The following is a 20,526-nucleotide window of genomic DNA, read 5'->3' as shown; positions in this document are numbered from 1 at the left end:
AACCGGCCCGAAAGGCCAGATCCATCCGTCCGGAGCGCGCCGCTCAGGCCCAGGGGCGCTGTTCGGCGTTGCGCTTCTCGAACGAAGCGATGGCGCCGGCTTTCTCCATGGTCAGGCCGATATCGTCGAGCCCGTTGAGCAGGCAGTGCCGCTTGAAGTCGTCGAGGTCGAATTTGACCACGCCGCCATCCGGCCCACGGATTTCCTTGGCTTCGAGGTCGACCGACACGGTGGCATTGGAGCCGCGCGAGGCGTCGTCCATCAGCTTCTCGAGATCCTCGGGGCTGACGGTGATCGGCAGGATGCCGTTCTTGAAGCAGTTGTTGTAGAAAATGTCGGCGAACGAGGTCGAGATGACGCAGCGAATACCGAAGTCGAGCAGCGCCCACGGCGCATGCTCTCGGCTGGAGCCGCAGCCGAAATTGTCGCCGGCGACCAGGATCTGCGCCTTGCGGTAGGCCGGCTTGTTGAGCACGAAATCCGGGTTTTCCGAACCGTCGTCCTTGTAGCGCATTTCGGCGAACAGGCCGGTGCCGAGCCCGGTGCGCTTGATCGTCTTGAGATAATCCTTCGGGATGATCATGTCGGTGTCGACATTGACGATCGGCATCGGAGCGGCGACGCCGGTGAGCTTGGTGAATTTTTCCATGGTTTTTGCCCGTGTTTTCGTTGCGGGGGAATTTGCTGAGGCCCGGTTTACACAAAGCCGGCGGCAAATAAAAGGCAACTGTTCGTGCATGGTGGCACAAGCCAGCCCGATGGTGCAATCTGGCGGCCATGGCAGAAAACGCACACGTCCTCTACGAAAGAGAACCCGCGCTCGACATCGCCGAATTCCGTCGCGTGCTGGTCGAATCCGGCCTCGGCGAGACACGGCCGATCGATGATGAAGCGCGGCTGCGGGCGATGCTGTCGGGCGCCAATCTGGTGCTGACCGCGCGCCTTGATATTCAGGGCAAGCCGCTGATCGGCGTCATCAGGGCGATCACCGACTTCTCCTGGGTCTGCTACATCTCCGAACTCGCCGTTTCCCGATCGGCACAGGGGCTCGGCATCGGCAAGGGCCTGATGGACGAGGCGCGCCGGCAGCTTGGACCATCGGTCGCCATCAGCCTGATCTCCATGCCCGATGCCGTCGGCTTCTACGAACGTATCGGCATGAAGCGCATGGCCGACGCCTTCTGGTTCGACCGCAAGGGTTAAGGGCCGCTCGAAATACTCTTCCGCAACCGTGGCGATCCTTCGCGCCAGCGTCAAAAAGGACCTTCCCTTTGCCCGCTCAAATCACATTCAATTCCCGGAACGCCCTTCCCTCCGCCACCCGCTCATACCCGAACGCCGAGCAATCCACCGTGCGATAACCGCCATGCACGATCAGCTCGGCCAGCGCTTTGCCCACTGCTGGCGCCTGCTGCAGGCCGTGGCCGGAAAAGCCGTTGGCGAACAGGAAATTGCCGACGTCGGGATGCGGACCGATCACCGCGTTCTGGTCGAGCGTGTTGTAGTCGTAGTGGCCGGCCCAGGCACGGGTCGGCTTGATCGCCTCGAAGGCGGGAATACGGGTCGCCAGCACCGGCCAGATCACCTCTTCGAACAGTGGCCAGTTTACCTCGAAGTCGCCGGGATCGGGTGCGCAGTCGCCTTCCTCCGGTTCGGCGCCGCCGGTGAGGTAGACCGAGCCTTCCGGACGGACATAGATGCCGGAGGGATCGACCAGCAGCGGCATGTCGGCATATTTCTCGCGCGCCTCGAAGACGAAGACATTGCGCTTGCGCGGCTCGACCGGCAGCTCGAGCCCGGCCATGGCAGCCACCTTGCCGGCGTTAGGGCCGGCGGCGTTGACGACGATGCCAGCCTCCAGCGTCTCGCCATTGCCCAGGCTCACTCCCGTGACGCGGTTGCCATCGCGCGCGATGCCGGTGACATCTGCGGCGATGAAATCGACTTTCTTCTGCCGCAGCGCCTTGCGGAACAGCGTCAGCATCGCATGCGCGTCGAACCAGCCTTCGCCGGTGCGGCCATAGGCGCCGGCTGAAATGCCCTCGGTCGACAGCCATGGGAACCGGCGCACCAGCTGATCCGCGTCCTCCAGCACAATGTCGGCGCCCTCGGCGATCTGCGCCTGGTGATTGCTCCTCAGGATCGGCAAGCCGTCCTCGCCGGCAAGGATGAGGTAGCCGCCCTCGCGAAAGCCGATATCGGCGTCATCCCCGAACTCTTCCTTCAGCCGCCGGAACAGCTTCAGCGTGAACTGCGACAGGCGGATGTTTTCCGGGATCGAGAATTGCTGGCGGATCGAGGCCATGGACAGCGTCGTTGCCGCATGCGCGAATTGCGGATCACGCTCGACCAGCGCGATCGTGCCGGAAAACCCTTGCTCACGCAGGTAATAGGCGACCGAGGAGCCGACGATGGCTCCGCCGATGATGACGATGTCGTAGCGCATGTTCTCTCCGATCCGGCCGATAGTGTCCTTCACGCCACCGGCAGAATGACCTCGAAGCGCGTGCCGCGCTCGCTGTCAACCAGCGCGATCATACCATCATGCGCTTTCAGGAGGGCCAGCACGATGCCGAGGCCCATGCCGGTGCCGCCCTGTTCGCGCCGCGTGGTGAAGAACGGCTCGAAAATGCGCGCCCGGTTGCTCGGCGAAATGCCGGCACCGTCGTCGCTGACCAGGATGCTCGCCTTGCCGCCGGCGCTCGTAGCGGAGACAGAAACCTGCATCGCGCCATGCCTGGCCGAATTGTCGATGAGATTGGCCAGCACGATAGCCGCGTTCTCGGCCGATATGCGCAATCTGATGTCGCCGCCGGCCCCGATGCTAACCGCGAGCCTGTTGTCGACGGGCAGCAGCGACAGTGCCGCACCGAGCGATGTGCTTTCGCCGCTCGGCGCCAGGTTTTCGGCGCGTGCCAGGTCGAGCAGGCGCCGCACCAGCAGATTGAGCCGCCCCGCATCGGTGACGATATTGTTGGAGAAACGCCGCCGCTCCGCATCGTCCATCGCGCCACCGGAATCGCGCAGCAATTCGGCCGCGCCCTGGATCGCCGTCAGCGGCGATTTGAGCTCATGCGAGACATGTGTGGCGAAAGTCTGGACCGAGTCCGACCGTGCCTGAAGCTTCTCGGCCATGTCGAGGAAGGCTGCGGACAGCTCCGCCATCTCTCGCGTGCCGTGGTGGTCGAGCGGCCGGATCGCCGTGCGGTCGCCGGCGGCGATGCGCTCGGTGCGGTCGATCAGCGCATAGATCGGCCGGCTGACGGTGCGCAGGAAGATGAGACCGATGAGCAGCGTGCCGCCGAGAATGGCGATCGCCGCCAACGTCACCTTGCCGCGTTCGCCATAGAGATGCTTGATGATGTTGTTGGGCGTCCGCGACACATAGACGACGCCGGCGACCTGGCCGTCGACAGCGACCGGCAGGGCGACGAAGACACGCACCTTGGTGCCGCGGCTGACCGAATAGAGCGGTGGCGTCGGCTGGTCGGGAATGCGCAGCCTGAGCGCGCTGGCATAGTGGCCGGCAAGTGCTGTGCGCACCTCTTCGACCGCACTGAGCGACTGGCCGACCTCGCCGCGCCCGGCAATGACGACGCCCCGGGGGTCGAGCAGCCGGAAGCCGGCCAACGTGGTTTTCTGGGTGGCGTCGAGGATGCCGGACAGGCGCGCGCCGATCACCGCGAAGGCGGGATCGACGATCACCGGCATCGCCGCCGGCCGGGTCGGCAGGACATAATCCGAGGCAAGATCGAGCTGCGGTTCGATTGGCCTGTAGAGCGGGTCCGGATTGACGCTGCGGCTTGAATCCCCACTTGGCTCCGGCATCGGCGCACCGAGCTTTTCCGGTGGGATGCCGGCGTCACGTACATCCCGCGCATAGATGGCGGCGATGGCAGCGCCTTGCGCGATCAGCTCCGCCTCGGTCTGGCGGATCAGCTGGTTCTCGTAGAGGCGGAAGAAGAACAGGCCGACCAGTGGCAAGGCCATCACCATGATCAGGATGGCGACGACGACCGTGGCAAGCCGTGGCCGCCATTTGCGGCCGATCCATTTGCTGGAGGCCGTCAGCCGCATCGGCCAAGCCGGAAGCCGACGCCATGCACCGTCTCGATGACATTAGGGCAACCCACGGCTGCCAGTTTGGCGCGGATGTTGCGGATGTGGCTGTCGACGGTGCGGCCGGCGACGTGGATGTTTGCGGCATAGGCGCTGGCCGTCACCGCGTCGCGGTCGAGCACATGCGCCGGCCGCGCCAGGAACCCCTTCAGGATCGAGAACTCTATTCCTGTTAACGATAACGGCTTGCCGTCGAAGCTGGCGGTATGGCTGGCCGGCGCCAGAGCCAGTTTGCCATGCGAAAACTGCCTGTCGTCGGCCGGTTCGGGCACCGCCGGGCGGGCGCGCCGCAGGATGACGTTGACGCGGGCAACCAGCTCGCGCGGGCTGAATGGTTTCGTCACATAGTCGTCGCCGCCCATTTCGAGCCCGAGGATGCGGTCGATCTCCTCGTCGCGCGCAGAGAGGAACAGCACCGGCACATCGGATATGTGCCGCAGCCGCCGGCAGACCTCCAGCCCGTCCATTTCCGGCATGCCGATATCGAGCACGACGAGGTCCGGTGCCCGGCGGCCGATTGCCTGCAAGGCGGCGGCACCGTCGGCCACCCCTGTCGTTTTCATGCCGGCCTTCTCCAAGGCAAAGCAGATCACCTCGCGGATGTGCGGGTCATCGTCGGCGACGAGGATGTGATGCGGCATGGATCAGCGGCCCGGCATGGAAGGTTCGATAGCGGAGGGAATCACGAACGGCTCCTTGGTGTCGAGATATCGAAGCAGCCGCCAGTCGCGAAAGCTCCAGGCCCGCCAGTTCTGCTGGATGGTTCGATACCAGATTTCGTCGCTGCCGCGCACGCCGGCCAGTTCGCGGACAGTGCCGGCGGCTGTCGTCTTGCCCTGGTGCTCGAGGAAGCGATCGAGCGCGGGAAACGCACCCGGACCGAGCGAGTGAAGATACCAGGCGTCTAGGGGAATGCCCTGGCCGGTCATTTCGAGGGAATGGTCGACATTGTAGTTGGCGATCGTTGCTGCGAAATTGATGAAACAGCCGGCATAAAGCGTCAGGGATAACGTCAGAAGATTGGCGGACAGCAGCCATTCGTTGGATTTTCTAAGCGCGATACGGGCAATGATCAGGGCAAGGCCTGCTGCCACCAGCCCCATCCAGACAAAGGCGGCGACGCGCCAGTAGGTCAATGCATAGATGCCGACATAGAGGTCGAGCCGCAGGATCGACGAGATGACCAGCATGATGTTCTGCGCCACCCAGGCATAGACCAGCCGGCGGATCAGCGGATCGGCCGAGGTTTCGCTGCCGGGTCGCAGCGCTGCCAGCACGAAGCCGGCGGCAAGCAGTGCCGTGACGATCAAGGGATAGGCGCCACGATGCGCGTAGGAGGCGTAGCTCAGCCCATCGGGAAGCGCTGCCCCGCCCCACAGATAGGCGGCGTCGAGCGCCGTCTGCAGCGCAAACAGGATGTTGAAGACGATCAGGGCGCGCAGGATGGCGGCCTTGCCGAACAGGATGTCTTCGATGGTGGTGGCGGTTTTGCCGGCTTGAGCGCTGACCGCCGGCAACGCGCGCGGGATGCGGCGAACCAGGCGCGGTCGCAGAAAAGCCCAGACAGCGGCGAGCACGAACAGCCAGAAGGCAATCCGCGCCAGCTGGATAAGATCGAGCAGCCTCACGAGATCGATCAGCGACAGCCAATAGTCGATGACCGGATTGGCGGCACCGAACAGCGCCAGGAAGACCGCGCCCAGCGTCAGCGGCATCACCCAGACGGCGATCGCCGCCAGCCGGATGCGACGCCCACCGAACCGCCGCGCCGTCCTGCGCCAGCGGATGAAATCAATGACGAAGCGGAACGGCGCCGCCAGCCCGAACAGCACGATCTGCCCGGCAATGCGGGCGATGCTGTGCCTCAGCCGGCCGCTCAACGAAAGCGCGAAGACGGTCAGCGCCGCCAGCGCGATCGAGACCGACAGGGTGCTGACGTTTTCAGCCAGCGGCAGCAGCGCGACAAGCATGGCGATGGGCTTGAGCCAGACCCGGCCGTCGTTGAAGGCGGCCGGGTGCACAGCCACGACCGCCGCGGCAATCAGCAGGGCGAACAGGAAAACCGTGATCCCGGCGGGCTGGCCATAGAACAGAAGATCCGCGAGCGCTGCCAGCAGGATGGCGACACCGAAACGGCTGCAATAGCTCGGCGCGGCGGAGAACAACGCTGTCATGACCTGGCTTTCCTGATGGCTTCCAGCCGAACCGTTGGCGGGCTTCTGCGGACAAAGGGAATGAGGGTTGCGACGGGACACGCGCGCGGCGGATCGGCCAGCCACCAGCCCTCGCTCCGCAGTCGGTGAGGCAGGGACCAACGGGGCTTTGCTCGCTTGTGCATGCCGCTTGTCTCGCAAGCGGGCGGGGAAACGGCAGGGCGGATCCGAGGAGGTTTTCCGCAGGCCCGTGCAGTTTTCGTGCAGGGGTAAACGCTGCCGATCTCCCCCCTCGTGGGGAGATTGGTAGCTTCATGCCCGACTTGCCTCACCCGCCCACAAGCGGCATAGATCATCCATGGAAACCTATCGCCCGCGCCGCTCCGTGCTCTACATCCCGGCCTCCAGCGACAAGGCCTTGGCCAAGATCGCGCAGCTTGCCTGCGATGCCATCATCATCGACCTGGAAGACGCCGTCGCTCCGGCCGACAAGATCGCCGCTCGCGAAAAACTGGCCGGCATTTTCGCCGGCCATTCCGAGAGACGCTGCGAGATGATCGTGCGCATCAATGCGATATCAGGCGAATGGGGCGCCGACGACCTGCTGGCTGCCGCAAGCTGCGAACCCGACGGCATCCTTCTGCCCAAGGTCGACACGCCGCGCGACCTGCTCGAGGCCGGCGACGTGCTCGACGATAATTTCGCTCCCCACAGCGTGAAACTATGGGCGATGATCGAGACGCCCAAGGCGCTGCTCAACATCGGCGCCATCGCCGAACTTGGCCGCGATCCGGCCTCGCGGCTCAATTGTTTCGTTGCCGGAACGAATGATCTGGTCAAGGAGACCGGCATTCTGGCGACGCCTGACAGGCGCTACCTCGTGCCATGGCTGATGCAGATGGTGCTGGCCGCACGCGCCGGCGGCATCGACATGCTCGACGGCGTCTCCAACGATTTTCGCGACCTCGACGCTTTCGCCCATGAATGCGCGGAAGCCGCGGCCATGGGGTTCGACGGCAAGAGCCTCATCCACCCGGCCCAGATCGAAGCCGCCAACCGCGCCTTCGTGCCGTCCACGGAAGCGGTGGCCGAGGCACGCTCGGTGAAGGAAGCCTTCGCGCTCGCCGAGAATGCCGGCAAGGGCGTGATCGCGCTGAACGGCAGGATGGTCGAGCGGCTGCATCTGGCGCAGGCCGAAAAACTGCTGGCGAAGGCAGCCGCCATCGGGTCATAAATGCTCGATGGATGCGAGCGGGCTACAGCTACTCACGACAGGAATTGAACAATGAAACTCTACCGCTTTCTGTCCGCTCCGGACGATGCCAGCTTCTGCCACAAGGTGACAGCGGCGCTGAACAAGGGCTGGCATCTGTTCGGCTCGCCGACCTATGACTACGACAAGAAGGCCAAAGCGATGCGTTGCGGCCAGGCCGTGGTCAAGGATATCGACGGTCAGGAATACGGGCCCGATACCAAGCTGAGTGACTGGTAGATTTGAAAAGCTCCGACGCAGGGTGTGTTGAGATTCAGGTCAGGCCGAGTCGAAAATGGTGGTTTCCGAGAACCGGAGCGGAGCGTACTTTTGGGTACGTGAGCACAGTTCTACCGCGACGCGGTAGAGCGGGGAAGCGCAGGAAGCCATCATTTGCAGGCCGGCATCACCTGAATATCAGCGCACCCTACTCCGCCGCCTCTTCGATCTTCTCCATATCTTCGTCCGACAGGCCGAAATGGTGGCCGATCTCGTGGATCAGCACGTGGGTGACGATGTCGCCCAGCGTCTCTTCGTTCTCGGACCAGTAATCGAGGATGGCGCGGCGGTAGAGCGTGATGCGGTTCGGGCCTTCGCCGGTCTGCGGGTTCCAGCGCTCGGCGATGCCGCGTCCCTCGAACAGGCCGAGCAGGTCGAATGGCGTTTCCAGCGACAGATCGTCCATGATTTCGTCGGTCGGGAATTCGGCGATCTGGATGACGATCTCGCCGGTCAGCTTGCGAAAATCCTCCGGCAGATGGGCGTACGCCTCCAGCGCCAGGAACTCCATTTCGTCCATCGAGGGCGAGAGTTCGTCGTGCCAGGTGCGGGTCTTGTAGATGCGGGCCATGCTTTGTCCTTTGATCCCGGCATATAGGCTTTCGCACCGGAATCGGCAAATGAACGGGCCGATGCGCCTGCGCCATCCCTGCAGAGAGGAATAAATTCCCCATGACTCTGCTTGACTCTTGGGATGCGCTCTGGAATCTATAGGAACATAACAGGAACAATTGTGAGTGGAAGCTGACCGTCATGGCGATGACCGCCGTGGCGCGGGAGACTGTTTTTGCCCTGCGCCGCCAGATCGCGAAAATCGAGGGAACGCTGCCCGAGCGCTTGGCTGCGCCGGCAGCCGCACCCTTTGATGCTGACGTCAACACTGATCTCACAATCGTCCGGCGTGGCATTGCCGCGGCGTTGCCGGATGCGTTCCTGCCTATCGGCGTCGGGCGCCTCGATGCCGCCCTGAGCGGCGGGCTGCCGAAGGCCGCCCTGAGCGAAATCCATGGGCTTGAAACCCGCGATGCCGGGGCCGTCGCCGGCTTCGCTTTGTCGCTCACCAGCCTGATCCTCAAGCAAACGCCGGGGCTGCCGGTGCTGTGGATCGGCACATCGGAGATTTTTCGCGAGGCCGGCTTTCCCTATGCCAGGGGGCTTCACGCCTCGTTCGGCATCGAGCCGGAGCAATTGCTGTTTTCCGAGGCGCCAAGGCTCGTCGATGCACTGTGGGTCGCCGAGGAGGCGGCCCGGATGACGGCGCTCGCCGCCGTCATCCTGGAAATCCGCGGCAATCCGCAGCGGCTTGACCTGACCGCGACACGCCGGCTGCATGCAAGGGCGCAAGCGGCCGGCCGGCCGGTGTTCCTGCTGGGGCAGGCGGCTGGGCCCGAACCGACGGCGGCACCCGTCCGCCTCATCGTCGCCTCGGCGCCGGCGGTGCCGCGCGACACCATCGCCGGGCCGCTGGCCGGCTCGATCGGCCGCCCGGCCTTCACCCTCACCATCGGCAAGAGCCGCACGGCCCTGCCTGGACAATTCACACTGGAGTGGAACCCCGATGAACGCGCATTCGACGAAAGAGCGGGCGACGAAGGAGCAGGTGGGGAAAGAAACCGGCCAAAGAATCCTGTCCCTATGGTTTCCCTATCTGGCGGCGGAAAGGATCCTGCGCCAGCGTCTGGGGCGGTCCTGGCGTTCCCGGCCGTCGGATCACCCCTCTCACCCGCCGCTCGTGATCAGCCATCGCGACCGCAACGCACAGCGCATCTCGGCCCTCGACGAGCGGGCTGAGGCGCTGCACCTGAAGCGCGACATGGGCATCGCCGATGCGCGCGCCATGCATCCGTCGATCGACGTCGTCGAGGCCGATCCGGAAGCCGATCGCCGCCTGCTCGAAGGCCTCGCCGACTGGTGCGACCGCTACACCCCGCTGGTGGCGCTGGACGGGGCAGACGGCCTGTTTCTCGACGTCACCGGCTGCACCCATCTGTTCGGCGGCGAGCGCGCCATGCTGGACGACATCCTGTCGCGCTTCTTCCATCAGGGTTTCGATGTCCGCGCCGGGCTTGCCGCGACGCCGGGTGCGGCCTGGGCGGCGGCACGCTTTTGCGGCGACCGCATCGTTGTGTCAGGCGAGGAGGAGGCGCTGCTGGCGCCCCTGCCGCTGGCCGCGCTGCGCATAGAACCTTCGACCCGCACCAGCCTGGAAAGTGTGGGCCTGCGCACGGCGGGCGCCGTCATGGCGGCACCGCGCGCGCCGCTCGCCCGCCGCTTCGGCGCCCTGCTGCTCCTGCGCCTCGACCAGGCGCTTGGCCGGCTCGACGAGGCGGTGTCGCCGCGCCTGCCCGTCGCGCCGCTTTCGGTCGAACGCCACCTCGCCGAACCCGTCACCCTGACCGAGGACATCGAACGGCTGGTGGGCATGCTGGCGGCGACCTTGAAGACCGACCTCGAGCGCCGCGGCGAGGGCGCCCGGACGCTGGCGCTGCTGCTCTTTCGCGTCGACGGCGCCGTCAGCCGCATCGCGCTCGGTACCTCGCGGCCGATGCGCGAACCCATGCTGATCCAGAAACTGTTCCATGAAAGGCTGGCCGCGCTCGAACAGGATATCGATGCCGGTTATGGTTTCGATCTGGTGCGGCTCTCGGTGTTGGCATCAGCCACCTTCGACATGCAGCAGGCCGATCTTGCCGGCGAGGTGACCGACGACGGCGCCGATATCGCGCTGTTCGCCGACCGCATCCGCGCCCGGCTCGGCGATGGCGCGGTTCTCCGGCCAGTCGCGGTCGAAAGCCATCTGCCGGAGCGTGCCGTCGCCACCATCCCCTTCACCGACGCGCCGTGCCGGACCACGCCGCCGAAGAAGCCGGACAGGCTGCAGGCACCAAAAACCATATTTCCGCCGGAACGACCGATCCGGCTGTTCCGCTCGCCCGAACCCATCGATGTGCCGGCCACCGAAATGCCGGAAGGACCGCCGCTGAACTTCCGCTGGCGGCGCGCGCTCTACCGGGTCAAGCGCGCCGAAGGGCCGGAACGCATCGCCGCCGAATGGTGGCGGGAAGCGCCAAGCGACGAGGCGGCATCGACGCGCGACTATTTCCGCATCGAGGATGCCGACGGCCGCCGCTACTGGCTCTACCGGCAAGGCCTCTACGGCGGCGCCTCGCAAGTCCCGCCGCGCTGGTTCCTGCATGGAGTCTTCGCATGAACGCGCTGACGGTCATTCCCTATGCCGAGTTCGGCATCCAGTCGAATTTCTCCTTCCTGCGCGGCGCCTCCAAGCCGGAGGAGCTGGTGGTCGCGGCCAAGCTCCTGGGCTTCTCGGCGATCGGACTTGCCGACCGCAACACGGTGGCCGGCGTGGTGCGCGCCTGGCAGCAGGCCAAGGTCGAAAAACTCTCCTATCACCCCGGCTGCCGGCTGGTTTTTGACGACGGCACGCCGGACATCCTCGCCTATCCCCAGGACCGCAAGGGCTGGGGGCACCTCTGCCGCATGCTGACGCAAGCCAATCTGCGCGACGAGAACGAAAAAGGCGCCACCCTTCTCCAGCGCGGCGACCTGCTCGAATGGGGTGACCTGATGTCGCTGGCGGTCCTGCCCGGTCTGTCGACGGGGGCGCAAGACAGTCTTGCCTTGCTTGGTGAGCTCAAGGGCCGTTTCGGCAGGAACCTGCGGCTTGGCGTTTCGCCCGACTACGCCGGCAATGACCGTTTCCGCATCGAGCAGGCGGCAGCACTTGCCGAGAGCGCCGGCATTCCGCTGATGGCGACCAACGACGTTCTTTATCACACCGCCGAACGACGCCCGTTGCAGGACGTGCTGACCGCGATCCGCCTCAACACGCCCGTTGCCGAGGTCGGGCTGCAACTCTCCGCCAATGCCGAGCGCCATCTGAAGCCGCCGATGGAGATGGGCCGCCTGTTCCGCCGGCATCCGCAGGCGCTGGCCGAGACGCTGCGGTTTGCGGCAGAATTGACCTTCTCGCTTGGCGACCTCCAGTACAACTACCCCGACGAGCCGACGGAATCGGGTCTTGGTCCACAGGCTGAGCTGGCGCGACTGGCGCGGGAGGGGGCGGCGAACCGCTATCCGGCTGGTGTGCCGGATTCCGTGACCAAGCGCATCGAGGAAGAGCTCGCTTTGATCGAACGCCTCAACTATGCCCGCTATTTCCTGACTGTCTACGACATCGTCAAGTTCGCGCGCAGCAAGGATATTCTCTGCCAGGGACGTGGATCAGCCGCCAATTCGGTCGTCTGCTTCTGCATCGGCATCACCGAAGTGGGGCCGGAAAAAATCGATTCGCTCTTCGAGCGCTTCATTTCCGAGGAGAGAAACGAACCGCCGGATATCGACGTCGATTTCGAGCACGAAAAGCGCGAAACCGTAATCCAGTACATCTACGAGAAATACAGCGGCAAGCGCACGGCACTTGCCGCCGCCGTCATCAGCTATCGCGGCCGGTCGGCGCTGCGCGAAGTGTCGAAGGCGATGGGCCTGTCCGAGGATGTCAGGGCATCGCTTTCCGGCTCGATCTGGGGTTGGTCGACATCGGAGCTTGGCGAGAAGGAAGCCCGCGCCGGCGGCCTCGACCGCACCGACCCGGTGTCGAGGCACGTGATGGAGCGTGCCAATGAGATCATGGGCTTCCCCCGCCATCTCTCCCAGCATGTCGGCGGCTTCGTCATCACCAGGGACCGGCTCGACGAGATTGTGCCCATCGTCAAGACGGCGATGGACGAGCGCAAGATGGTCGAATGGGACAAGGACGATCTCGACGCGGTGAAGATCTTGAAAGTCGACGTGCTGGCGCTCGGCATGCTGACCTGCCTGCAACGCGCCTTCACCTTGCTCACGGATCACTATCCTAATGCGCGGGATGATTATGGGCAGCCCTATGTGTTGGCCACCCTGCCGCCGGAGGACAGGCAGGTCTACAAGATGATCTGCCGCGCCGACACGCTCGGCGTCTTCCAGATCGAATCGCGGGCCCAGATGTCGATGCTGCCGCGTCTCAAGCCAGACAATTTTTACGATCTCGTCATCGAGGTGGCGATCGTTCGGCCGGGCCCGATCCAGGGCGACATGGTTCATCCCTATCTGCGCCGCCGGCAAGGCAAGGAACAGGCCGAGTATCAAAAGCCGGAGCTGGAAGCGATCCTCAAGAAGACGCTTGGCGTACCGCTGTTCCAGGAACAGGCGATGAATATCGCCATCGTCGCCGGCGGTTTCAAACCGGGCGAAGCCGATGAACTGCGCCGCGCCATGGCCACCTTCAAGCGCACCGGCACCATCGGCAATTACCGCGACCGTATGATCAATGGCATGGTCGGCAAGGGCTACACGAAGGACTTCGCCGAGCGCTGCTTCAAGCAGATCGAGGGCTTTGGCGAATACGGCTTTCCTGAAAGCCATGCTGCTTCCTTCGCCCTGCTCGTCTATGCCTCCTGCTGGTTCAAGACCTTCTATCCCGACGTGTTCTGCGCCGCGATCCTGAATTCGCAGCCGATGGGGTTTTACCAGCCGGCCCAACTCGTGCGCGACGCAAGCGACCATGGCGTCGACATCCGCGACGTCGACGTCAATTTTTCGGTGTGGGATTGTACGTTGGAAAAGGCGCCATTCGATCCGGCCCGCATCCTGCCACGCCATGCCGAAATGCGCGGCGTCATCGAGACGAAGCATGCCGTCCGGCTCGGCTTCAGGCAGATCAAGGGCCTGTCGAAGGAGCGCATGGAAGCTTTCGTCGAGCGGCGCGGCTCAGGCTATGTATCCGTCAGGGATGTCTGGCTGCGCTCCGGCCTCGATGTCGGCGAGATCGAAAAACTGGCGCAGGCCGATGCCTTCCGCTCGCTCGGTCTTGACCGTCGCGAAGCCCTGTGGGCGGTGCGCGCGCTCGACGGCAAGAGCGCCGCCGAAAGGCTGCCGCTGTTCGACCAGCCGGCGCTTCGCCTGCGCGAGCTGGAACCGGAGACGAGGCTGCCGAAAATGCCGCTCGGCGAGCATGTCATCCACGATTACCGCGCGCTCGGCCTGTCGCTGAAGGCGCATCCGGTCGCCTTCCTGCGCGAGCGGCTCGACCGCGCCGGCGTCATCCCCAATGCGAATCTTCCTTCCGTGCGCGATGGCAGGCGCGTCTCGGTCGCCGGCCTCGTGCTGGTGCGGCAGCGCCCCGGCAAGGGCAATGCGATCTTCCTGACGCTGGAGGACGACAAGGCGGTGGCCAACATCATCTTCTGGCAAAGAACCTTCGACCGCTATCGGCCTATCGTCATGGGGGCCCGGTTCGTCAAGGTCACCGGGAAATTGCAGTCGGAATCGGGTGTGGTCCACATCGTTGCCGAGAAGATCGAGGATCTGACGCCCTGGCTGACCGTGCTTCTGGAGAAGGTCAGCGAGGCTGCACCAGTGGTTCCTCCGAGAGACCTCGCCAAGGACGGTTCGGATCGCTCCAGCCCCGCCAAACAAAGCGCGCCGATCCGGCAGGATCTCGCAACGCTGTCGGAAGAAGCGGAACAGGTCATGCCCAAGGGGCGGAATTTTCAGTAGGCAAGGCCATGCCAAGAACGGAACGAAAGCGGACGTCGGCGATCCTTCGCGCCCCCCTCTGTCCTGCCGGCCTATTGGGTACAAGAAACGTGCCCCTCAGCCCGGCCCACCCAAACGTGGCGGTGGCGGGGCCAGCACATCCTCCACCGAAAGCGTCCGCGCCTCGGAAGGCAGCATGATCGGGATGCCGTCACGCACCGGATAGGCAATCTTGGCGACCCTGGAAATCAGTTCGCCGCGCTCCGGATCCCAGGCCAGCGGCCCCTTGGTCAGTGGGCAGGCCAGCAACTCCAGCAGCTTGGGGTCGACCTTCTTCCCGTCACGTCCGTCCGCCATCGCGCCCTCTTACTGCAAACTCGACCCAAAATCCTCATTCTCGCGCGCCAGCGCCATTTCGGTGATGGCGATCAGCGTCTCGGCCCGGGTCTTCAAATCCGCCGCTTCGAGCAGCGCCTGTTTCTCGGCTGGCCCGTAGGGCGCCATCATCGACAACGCATTGACCAGCATGGCATTTTCGGCCCGGCTGACGCTTTCCCAGTCGGCCTCGAGGTCGTTGGCCTGCAGATAGGCGCGAAATGCCTTGAGCAGCGATGGCCGGTCGATCTCGTTGCCCGCCTGGTCCTCATCGAGATCGGCAAGGAAAGGCGAGGGCTTGCACTGGCGAAACGGCGTCTTGACCGTCAATTCGTGGGCGATGCGGAACCGGCACACGCCCTGCAGCGAAATCAGGTAACGGCCGTCGCCGCTCTCGGAAAAGGCGATGATGCGCCCGGTGCAACCGACATTGCAGAGTTCCGGCTCACCGTCGTCGCGCAAGGCGCCGTCGAGACTGGGCTGGATGACGCCGATGAGCCGCGAGCCGGCGATCGCCTCGTCCACCATCTGCAGATAGCGCGGCTCGAAGATGTTGAGCGGCATGCGGCCTCCCGGCAGCAAAAGCGCCCCCTCGAGCGGAAAGATAGGGATCGTCGACGGCAAATCCTTGGCGAGCCGGTAATGCGCGTTTCCCGCTTGCACCTCATTCCTCCGATCGCGCCATCAAGAAGCGCGTGAGTTCTTGGCCCTAATCTGGCGCAATCATCGCCGACGCCAAGCCCGTGCGGCAAAACAACCGGCAGCCGGCTCAGGAAAACAGCAGCGCCGACAATTTGCGGCGCGCTGCCAGCGTCGCCTCGTCGGTCATGCCCCAGGCCTCGAACAGCTGCAGCAATTGCGTCCTCGCGCCATCCTCGTTCCAGGCCCGGTCGGCCTTGATGATGGCCAGCAGATTGTCGGCGGCGGCCGTACGGTCGCCGTTGGCGTTCTGGATCATGGCCAGATCGAAACGCGCCTGGTGATCTCCGGGATTTTCCGCAAGGCGCCGCTCGAATTCGGCTGGATTGCCGAGAGCCGCCGCCTGCGCCGCAACCGCCATCCTGGCGCGCAGGGCTGCCAGTGGCGGCGCATCCTTCTTGGCCTCCGGGGCTGTTGCCAAAAGCGCCTCGGCGCCTTCCGTGTCGCCGGCCTCGAACAGCAGCTCTCCCAGTCCGGCGATCGCCTCGATCGTCTCCGGCGCCTGCGCCAGGATGGCGTCATAAATATCGGCCGCGGTCTGCATGTCGCCGGCGTCGCGCGCCTCGGTCGCCGCAGCCAGGGCTTCGGCCACCGGCGGCGCGCCATTGCCCTTGCCGCCGACCTTGGTGATGAATTCGTTGATCTGGCTCTCCGGGATGGCGCCCATGAAGCCATCGACCGGCTGGCCGTCCTTGAAGGCGATGACCGCCGGGATCGACTGGATGCCGAGCTGGCCGGCGATCGACGGATGGTCGTCGATGTTCATCTTGACCAGCTTGACCCTGCCGCCGGCGGCCTTGACCGCCTTCTCCAGCTGCGGCGTCAGTTGCTTGCAAGGTCCGCACCAGGGCGCCCAGAAATCGACCAGCACCGGCTGGCGGCGCGATTCCTGGATGACATCGGCGGCAAAGGCAGCCGTCGTCGTGTCCTTGATCACATCGGCGGGAGCGGCGGGCGTATCGCCAAGCGCGACTTTCGCCGGCGCCGGCGCGGTTCCACCATACTGCACCGAGGTGGTGTACTGGCCGCCATTGCCGCCAAAGGGGCCGCCGAACGGATTGTTGTCGCTCATCTCTTTACCCTTCCGTGGCGCCGCCGGCCGGCAGCCAGGCGCCCTATGCTTCAGACCATCGGCTTTAAGCCATCCATGTGGCGATCACGCGGAGACTTTCAAGATAGCAGCATCGTGCCCGGTTGCCTCGACGAATCTGATCAGGTCGCTCGCTGCGATCGATGTCGTCGCCTCATTGGTCAGCGGATGCCCATTGATCACCGCATGCTCCATCAAATCCTTGTCGAGCACGAGCTTGACCCTGTTTGCCGTGTCGTTGATGATGCCAAAGACCGTGACGGCGCCCGGCGTGACGCCGAGCAGCTCCATCAGCATCTCCGGTTTGCCGAAAGAAACCCGGCTGGCGGCGCCGATCACCTGGTGGATCTGCTTCAGGTCGACGACCGCGTCCTCGCCGACGGTGACCAGAAAGAAATTGTCCTTCTTGTCCTTCAGGAACAGGTTTTTCGTGTGCCCGCCGGCGATCTCGCCGCGCAGCGCCTGCGAATCGGCGACGGTATAGAGCGGTGGATGGCGCTTGGTCGAGGCAGCAATGCCCAGCTCGGCAAGAAAGGCAAAAAGTTCGGCTTCGGTCTTCGGCATCGGTTTCGTCTTCGTCCCGTTTGTGAGCCCATGCCGTTTACGGCCAATGGGGCGGCCGACACAAGACCGTCATGCGACATCACGGTGAGCGGCACCCGCCCTTTGCGGTGGCGCCCCCGCCGCGTGCCACTCGCGCGCCCGCCGGCGGCTTGCCGGCCTCGCTTGCCGGGTCGTAAAAAAGCCTGCGATTTCCCTGTTGCAATCGCCGCGCTCTTCAGCCATATAGGCCCGGCTTGCGGCCAAGACGCCGTGCGAGCGGGTGTAGCTCAGGGGTAGAGCACAACCTTGCCAAGGTTGGGGTCGAGCGTTCGAATCGCTTCACCCGCTCCAATTTCCTCCAAGGAAATCAAGCATCGAAAAGCCGCGGTCGCCCGCGGCTTTTTCGTTTTTGGCCCGGCAATCGCCTCCCAAGTTTACGCATCCCCGGCTCAAAAAAACGCCTCCAAATCCCTCGCACGAGCGAGTTTCGAGACGTATCCATGCAAGATGCCTGAACCTAAAATCTGGGTTATCGTATGGGACAGGCAGAGGGTTTGCAAAATGACGGGCGATACACTGGCGCTTTTGATTGACGGCGACAACGCTTCACCGAAGATCATCTCGGGGCTTCTTGCGGAGATCGCCAATTACGGCACCGCGAGCGTCAGGCGAATCTACGGTGACTGGACGAAGCCAAACCTCGGTGGCTGGAAGGAATGCCTGCTTGAGCATTCGATTCAACCGATGCAGCAGTTCGCCTACACGACAGGTAAGAACGCGACCGACGGCGCGATGATCATTGACGCGATGGACCTGCTCTACACGGGGCGCTTTTCCGGCTTCTGTATCGTTTCGAGCGACAGCGATTTCGCAAGGCTCGCGTCACGAATCCGCGAACAGGGCATAACCGTTTACGGGTTCGGTGAACGCAAGACGCCTCGACCGTTCATAACGGCCTGCGACAAGTTCATATATGTCGATGTGCTCGATGGCGCGGCAGCCGAGCCGCCGCTGACTGCCCCGATTACAAAAGAGAAGCTCGTTGGAAAGCCCGCCGCCTCTGCCGCCGTACCCGTCAAAACCGAACCGGAAAAAGCCCGTCCAGCGCAGGGCGGAGCGGCGGGTGGCAGACTGGACAAGGCCGCGCTGAGCATGCTCCGAAAGGCGGTGGAAGCATCGGCAGACGAAGACGGTCGCGCGAATCTCGCACGCGTGGGCGCCCATCTGGCAAAGCAATCTCCAGACTTCGACGCTAGAAACTACGGCTATGCGCGATTGAGTGATCTAGCTGAAGCTTCCGGTATACTAGATGTGGAGCGCGCGGGCGACCAGCCGAAGGTTGTCTTGGTTCGCCTGAGGATGAGCTGACCGGCAGGGACATAGATCGGAAGTTTCTTTCCTGATTGCTCGTACGCTGTTTTCCGGAGTTGGATACGGCCAAGGGGAAAGGCTGCCTCAGCCAACCTTCGCCCCATCCGCCTTCCGCAGCGATGCCTGATGCACCAGCGAGGTCCAGCTGTTGGTCGAGGCGAGGTGGCAATAGAGCAGGCCGAGCGCGCCTGATTTGCGCAGGTCGAGAAACGCCTCGTCGCTCAATTTGTTGAAGGCCGGCTCGTCGATCACCTGGAAGTCGGTGAGGTTGAGAATTTCGCCGCCTTCCAGCGTTACTTTGCTCTGGCGCGGCGCAAAAAGGCCGTGCGCGTCGATCTTTTCGACCATCTCGCGGGTGGCTCGGAAGTCGATCTGGAACTGGTTGCAGAAGGCGAGCGCCTGTCTGGTCGCTTCGGTCGGCTCGTTGCCGGTGAAGAACGGCAGGATCTTTTCGTCGCGCAACGGCGCCAGCAGCTGGTCGACGACACGGTCGCTTGCCCGGTCGGCGCACAGCGTCAGCCGGCCGGCCGATGTCGGGTCTTCGGCCAGGATGAAGGGGAAGCGGCGGACATAGGCGGGGATGTAGTGGGGCCCGGTCCATTTGCCGTCGGCATCGACGAACAAATTCTCGTTCTGGCGCACGCCGGTGATGATCACCGGCGACTTGGCCGGGCCGATGAAGACGATCGGGTAGGAGCGCATCGCCGCCGGCATTTCAGACGCGACCACCGGAATGGCATGCGCCGTGCGGGCGAACCCGAAGTCGCTGCGCGCGGTCAGGCCAAGCGAGCCGTGCCGCGCCGGATTGAGCGCCTCGGGCCTCGAATAGAACAGCGGCAACGCATCGCCCGGCACGTCCGTCTTTGCATCCGCCATCATCCGTCTCCCGCACGCCCGTCAGGCTGCCAATGGTCCCGAAGCCGGGATCTATGCTTGTTTGCGCTGATCTTGGATCGAAAGGAATCCCGCGCAGGACAAAGTACTACAGCGTCTCTTGCGCGCATAAAAGGACAGGCGGTGCTGTATCTTTGGGATTTGCGGCGATCGATTGTCTTGGGGAACACGACCGCGGCCTGCCCGCCTCTGGACAGCTTGCGGCGAAGCGGCGACAGTGCCGCCGCTGGAGCAATTCCGGGAAAAGTGTGCAGCGGTTTTCCCCTGGCAATTGCGGAGAAACAAAGAGCTGGATCGGATCCGAACGCTGAACCGCTCCAGCGCAAAGATTGAGGCAAACGGGATGGCGTCGGTGTCGGATTTCGAGCAGGGACAAACCTTCACCATCGAAGCCGGGGGCAAGCAGATCCCGCTCGAACTGAGCGCGGTCAAGCCCATCGCCGCCAGCCCGCGCCCGGGTGGCGGTTTCTCGCTGCTGTTTAGAGGCCCGCGCGACATCGCGCTGCCGCAGGCGACCTACCTTTTCACTGGGGAGAGCGGCAGCCACGAGATCTTCATCGTGCCGGTCGCCGCCGATGCGGCCGGGCGGCTGTACGAAGCGGTGTTCAACTAGGCGACGTTTGCTTTTTGAGGCGACGCTTGCGCTGCGGCGCGAAACCTTGACGCCAGCGGGACAGCCATCGTCTCACCCCGCCCCGCCACTCGGCGCCGCACATTCCATCAAATCGTATACACCCTTGTCCTCGACCACCGCAAAACCGAGCCTGACATAGAGCCACCTGGCCGGATTGTGCTTCTCGACGTGGATCGATACTGATTTGCCGGCTAACCATGCCTCGTCGATGAGATCGCGCAGCAGTGCGGTGCCGTAGCCCTTGTGGCGATGCTCCGGCAGGAAGGCAATGTCGATGATGCGGTGCTGGCCTGGCCAGCGCTCGATGTAGAGCCGGCCGATGTCTTTCCCCGCTCGTTCCACCACCAGCCAGTCGGCCTCGGGATAGTGTTTTTGGTAATGCGCGTGCTGCGCCTGGAACTGCATGCTGAGGAATTCGGCCTTCTGCGCGTCGCTCCACGACGTCACCGCGAGTTCTTCCATGCGCGTCGAGGCGTAGAGCCGCGACAGGAACGGCAAATCCGCCTCTGTCGCAGGGCGGAAGCCGAGCCCGGCCTTGTCAGACCGGGACCAGGCCGGACGTGCCTGTTTCGTTTCTGCCACG

Annotated in this window: 20 protein-coding genes and 1 tRNA gene; 9 read left to right on the top strand and 12 right to left on the bottom strand. The window is 64.1% G+C overall.

The annotated features are described in order from the left end of the window. Window positions 1–43: 43 nt before the first annotated feature. Complete coding sequence (gene leuD, locus A9K65_RS04800; RefSeq protein ID WP_013528787.1) at window positions 44–649, bottom strand: 3-isopropylmalate dehydratase small subunit; 606 nt, start codon at window positions 647–649, stop codon at window positions 44–46. Window positions 650–777: 128 nt separating this feature from the next. Between leuD and A9K65_RS04795 the strand changes: the two genes are divergently transcribed. Then, window positions 778–1,203 carry a GNAT family N-acetyltransferase gene (locus tag A9K65_RS04795; protein ID WP_013528786.1) on the top strand — a complete coding sequence of 142 codons (426 nt, stop codon included), beginning with the start codon at window positions 778–780 and terminating at the stop codon, window positions 1,201–1,203. Window positions 1,204–1,279: 76 nt separating this feature from the next. Here the strand turns inward: A9K65_RS04795 and A9K65_RS04790 are convergent, their stop codons facing one another. The 4 genes from A9K65_RS04790 to A9K65_RS04775 are packed head-to-tail and all read right to left on the bottom strand — an operon-like array spanning window position 1,280 to window position 6,293. Continuing rightward, entirely contained in the window at window positions 1,280–2,446 is a 1,167-nt protein-coding gene (locus A9K65_RS04790) for an FAD-binding oxidoreductase (RefSeq protein WP_064993004.1), read from the bottom strand. Between the two features lie 29 nt (window positions 2,447–2,475). Further along, window positions 2,476–4,077, bottom strand: a complete 1,602-nt coding sequence (locus A9K65_RS04785) for an ATP-binding protein (RefSeq protein WP_064992643.1) — start codon at window positions 4,075–4,077, stop codon at window positions 2,476–2,478. Next, window positions 4,068–4,760 (bottom strand): response regulator transcription factor, encoded by a 693-nt coding sequence (locus A9K65_RS04780; protein ID WP_063169570.1) that lies wholly within the window; start codon window positions 4,758–4,760, stop codon window positions 4,068–4,070. The genes A9K65_RS04785 and A9K65_RS04780 overlap by 10 nt, the downstream gene beginning before the upstream one ends. Window positions 4,761–4,763: 3 nt before the next feature. Continuing rightward, on the bottom strand, window positions 4,764–6,293 hold the full coding sequence (locus A9K65_RS04775) for a DUF4173 domain-containing protein (protein ID WP_064992644.1): 1,530 nt from the start codon (window positions 6,291–6,293) through the stop codon (window positions 4,764–4,766). Window positions 6,294–6,630: 337 nt separating this feature from the next. Here A9K65_RS04775 and A9K65_RS04770 point away from each other — a divergent pair, with 337 nt between their 5' ends. Together A9K65_RS04770 and A9K65_RS04765 are read left to right on the top strand one after the other, a co-directional pair. Next, entirely contained in the window at window positions 6,631–7,506 is an 876-nt protein-coding gene (locus A9K65_RS04770) for a CoA ester lyase (RefSeq protein WP_064992645.1), read from the top strand. 51 nt (window positions 7,507–7,557) lie between these two features. Continuing rightward, complete coding sequence (locus A9K65_RS04765) at window positions 7,558–7,764, top strand: DUF1737 domain-containing protein (protein WP_064992646.1); 207 nt, start codon at window positions 7,558–7,560, stop codon at window positions 7,762–7,764. 187 nt (window positions 7,765–7,951) lie between these two features. On the opposite strand, the gene A9K65_RS04760 is transcribed toward A9K65_RS04765, so the two are convergent. Then, the gene (locus tag A9K65_RS04760) at window positions 7,952–8,374 is read right to left on the bottom strand and encodes a metallopeptidase family protein (RefSeq protein ID WP_013528779.1); all 423 of its coding nucleotides are present in this window, start codon (window positions 8,372–8,374) and stop codon (window positions 7,952–7,954) included. Between the two features lie 182 nt (window positions 8,375–8,556). On the opposite strand from A9K65_RS04760, the gene A9K65_RS04755 reads away from it, so the two are divergent. The 3 genes from A9K65_RS04755 to A9K65_RS04745 are packed head-to-tail and all read left to right on the top strand — an operon-like array spanning window position 8,557 to window position 14,358. Further along, on the top strand, window positions 8,557–9,594 hold the full coding sequence (locus tag A9K65_RS04755) for a hypothetical protein (protein WP_064992647.1): 1,038 nt from the start codon (window positions 8,557–8,559) through the stop codon (window positions 9,592–9,594). Then, on the top strand, window positions 9,536–11,014 hold the full coding sequence (locus A9K65_RS04750; RefSeq protein WP_027162864.1) for a DUF6504 family protein: 1,479 nt from the start codon (window positions 9,536–9,538) through the stop codon (window positions 11,012–11,014). The genes A9K65_RS04755 and A9K65_RS04750 overlap by 59 nt, the downstream gene beginning before the upstream one ends. Next, window positions 11,011–14,358 carry an error-prone DNA polymerase gene (locus tag A9K65_RS04745; protein WP_064992648.1) on the top strand — a complete coding sequence of 1,116 codons (3,348 nt, stop codon included), beginning with the start codon at window positions 11,011–11,013 and terminating at the stop codon, window positions 14,356–14,358. Before A9K65_RS04750 ends, A9K65_RS04745 begins: the two co-directional genes overlap by 4 nt. 96 nt (window positions 14,359–14,454) lie before the next feature. On the opposite strand, the gene A9K65_RS04740 is transcribed toward A9K65_RS04745, so the two are convergent. The 4 genes from A9K65_RS04740 to A9K65_RS04725 all read right to left on the bottom strand — a co-directional run bounded on the left by A9K65_RS04740 (window position 14,455) and on the right by A9K65_RS04725 (window position 17,065). Continuing rightward, window positions 14,455–14,694, bottom strand: coding sequence for a Trm112 family protein (locus tag A9K65_RS04740; protein WP_013528775.1), 240 nt, complete (start codon window positions 14,692–14,694; stop codon window positions 14,455–14,457). Between the two features lie 9 nt (window positions 14,695–14,703). Continuing rightward, a complete protein-coding gene (locus A9K65_RS04735) occupies window positions 14,704–15,375 on the bottom strand; it encodes an LON peptidase substrate-binding domain-containing protein (protein WP_024504054.1) in 672 nt (223 codons plus the stop codon). A 106-nt stretch (window positions 15,376–15,481) separates the two neighbouring features. Next, window positions 15,482–16,483 carry a thioredoxin gene (trxA, locus tag A9K65_RS04730; RefSeq protein WP_027162862.1) on the bottom strand — a complete coding sequence of 334 codons (1,002 nt, stop codon included), beginning with the start codon at window positions 16,481–16,483 and terminating at the stop codon, window positions 15,482–15,484. An 84-nt stretch (window positions 16,484–16,567) separates the two neighbouring features. Next, window positions 16,568–17,065 (bottom strand): prolyl-tRNA synthetase associated domain-containing protein, encoded by a 498-nt coding sequence (locus tag A9K65_RS04725; RefSeq protein ID WP_027162861.1) that lies wholly within the window; start codon window positions 17,063–17,065, stop codon window positions 16,568–16,570. A gap of 255 nt (window positions 17,066–17,320) precedes the next feature. Between A9K65_RS04725 and A9K65_RS04720 the strand changes: the two genes are divergently transcribed. Then, window positions 17,321–17,395, top strand: a tRNA-Gly gene (locus tag A9K65_RS04720). Window positions 17,396–17,605: 210 nt separating this feature from the next. Then, window positions 17,606–18,412, top strand: coding sequence for an NYN domain-containing protein (locus A9K65_RS04715; RefSeq protein ID WP_027162860.1), 807 nt, complete (start codon window positions 17,606–17,608; stop codon window positions 18,410–18,412). 87 nt (window positions 18,413–18,499) lie between these two features. On the opposite strand, the gene A9K65_RS04710 is transcribed toward A9K65_RS04715, so the two are convergent. Next, the gene (locus A9K65_RS04710) at window positions 18,500–19,291 is read right to left on the bottom strand and encodes a SapC family protein (RefSeq protein WP_064993005.1); all 792 of its coding nucleotides are present in this window, start codon (window positions 19,289–19,291) and stop codon (window positions 18,500–18,502) included. Window positions 19,292–19,526: 235 nt separating this feature from the next. Between A9K65_RS04710 and A9K65_RS04705 the strand changes: the two genes are divergently transcribed. After that, entirely contained in the window at window positions 19,527–19,922 is a 396-nt protein-coding gene (locus tag A9K65_RS04705; RefSeq protein WP_245321983.1) for a hypothetical protein, read from the top strand. 72 nt (window positions 19,923–19,994) lie between these two features. On the opposite strand, the gene A9K65_RS04700 is transcribed toward A9K65_RS04705, so the two are convergent. Beyond that, entirely contained in the window at window positions 19,995–20,525 is a 531-nt protein-coding gene (locus A9K65_RS04700; RefSeq protein WP_245321982.1) for a GNAT family N-acetyltransferase, read from the bottom strand. Between the last annotated feature and the right edge of the window lies 1 nt (window position 20,526).

This window comes from Mesorhizobium sp. WSM1497 (assembly GCF_001672455.2).
GTDB classification, from domain to species: Bacteria; Pseudomonadota; Alphaproteobacteria; order Rhizobiales; family Rhizobiaceae; genus Mesorhizobium; species Mesorhizobium ciceri.
The sequence above is the reverse complement of the archived record's forward strand: the minus strand, read 5'-3'. Positions and strand labels throughout refer to the sequence as shown.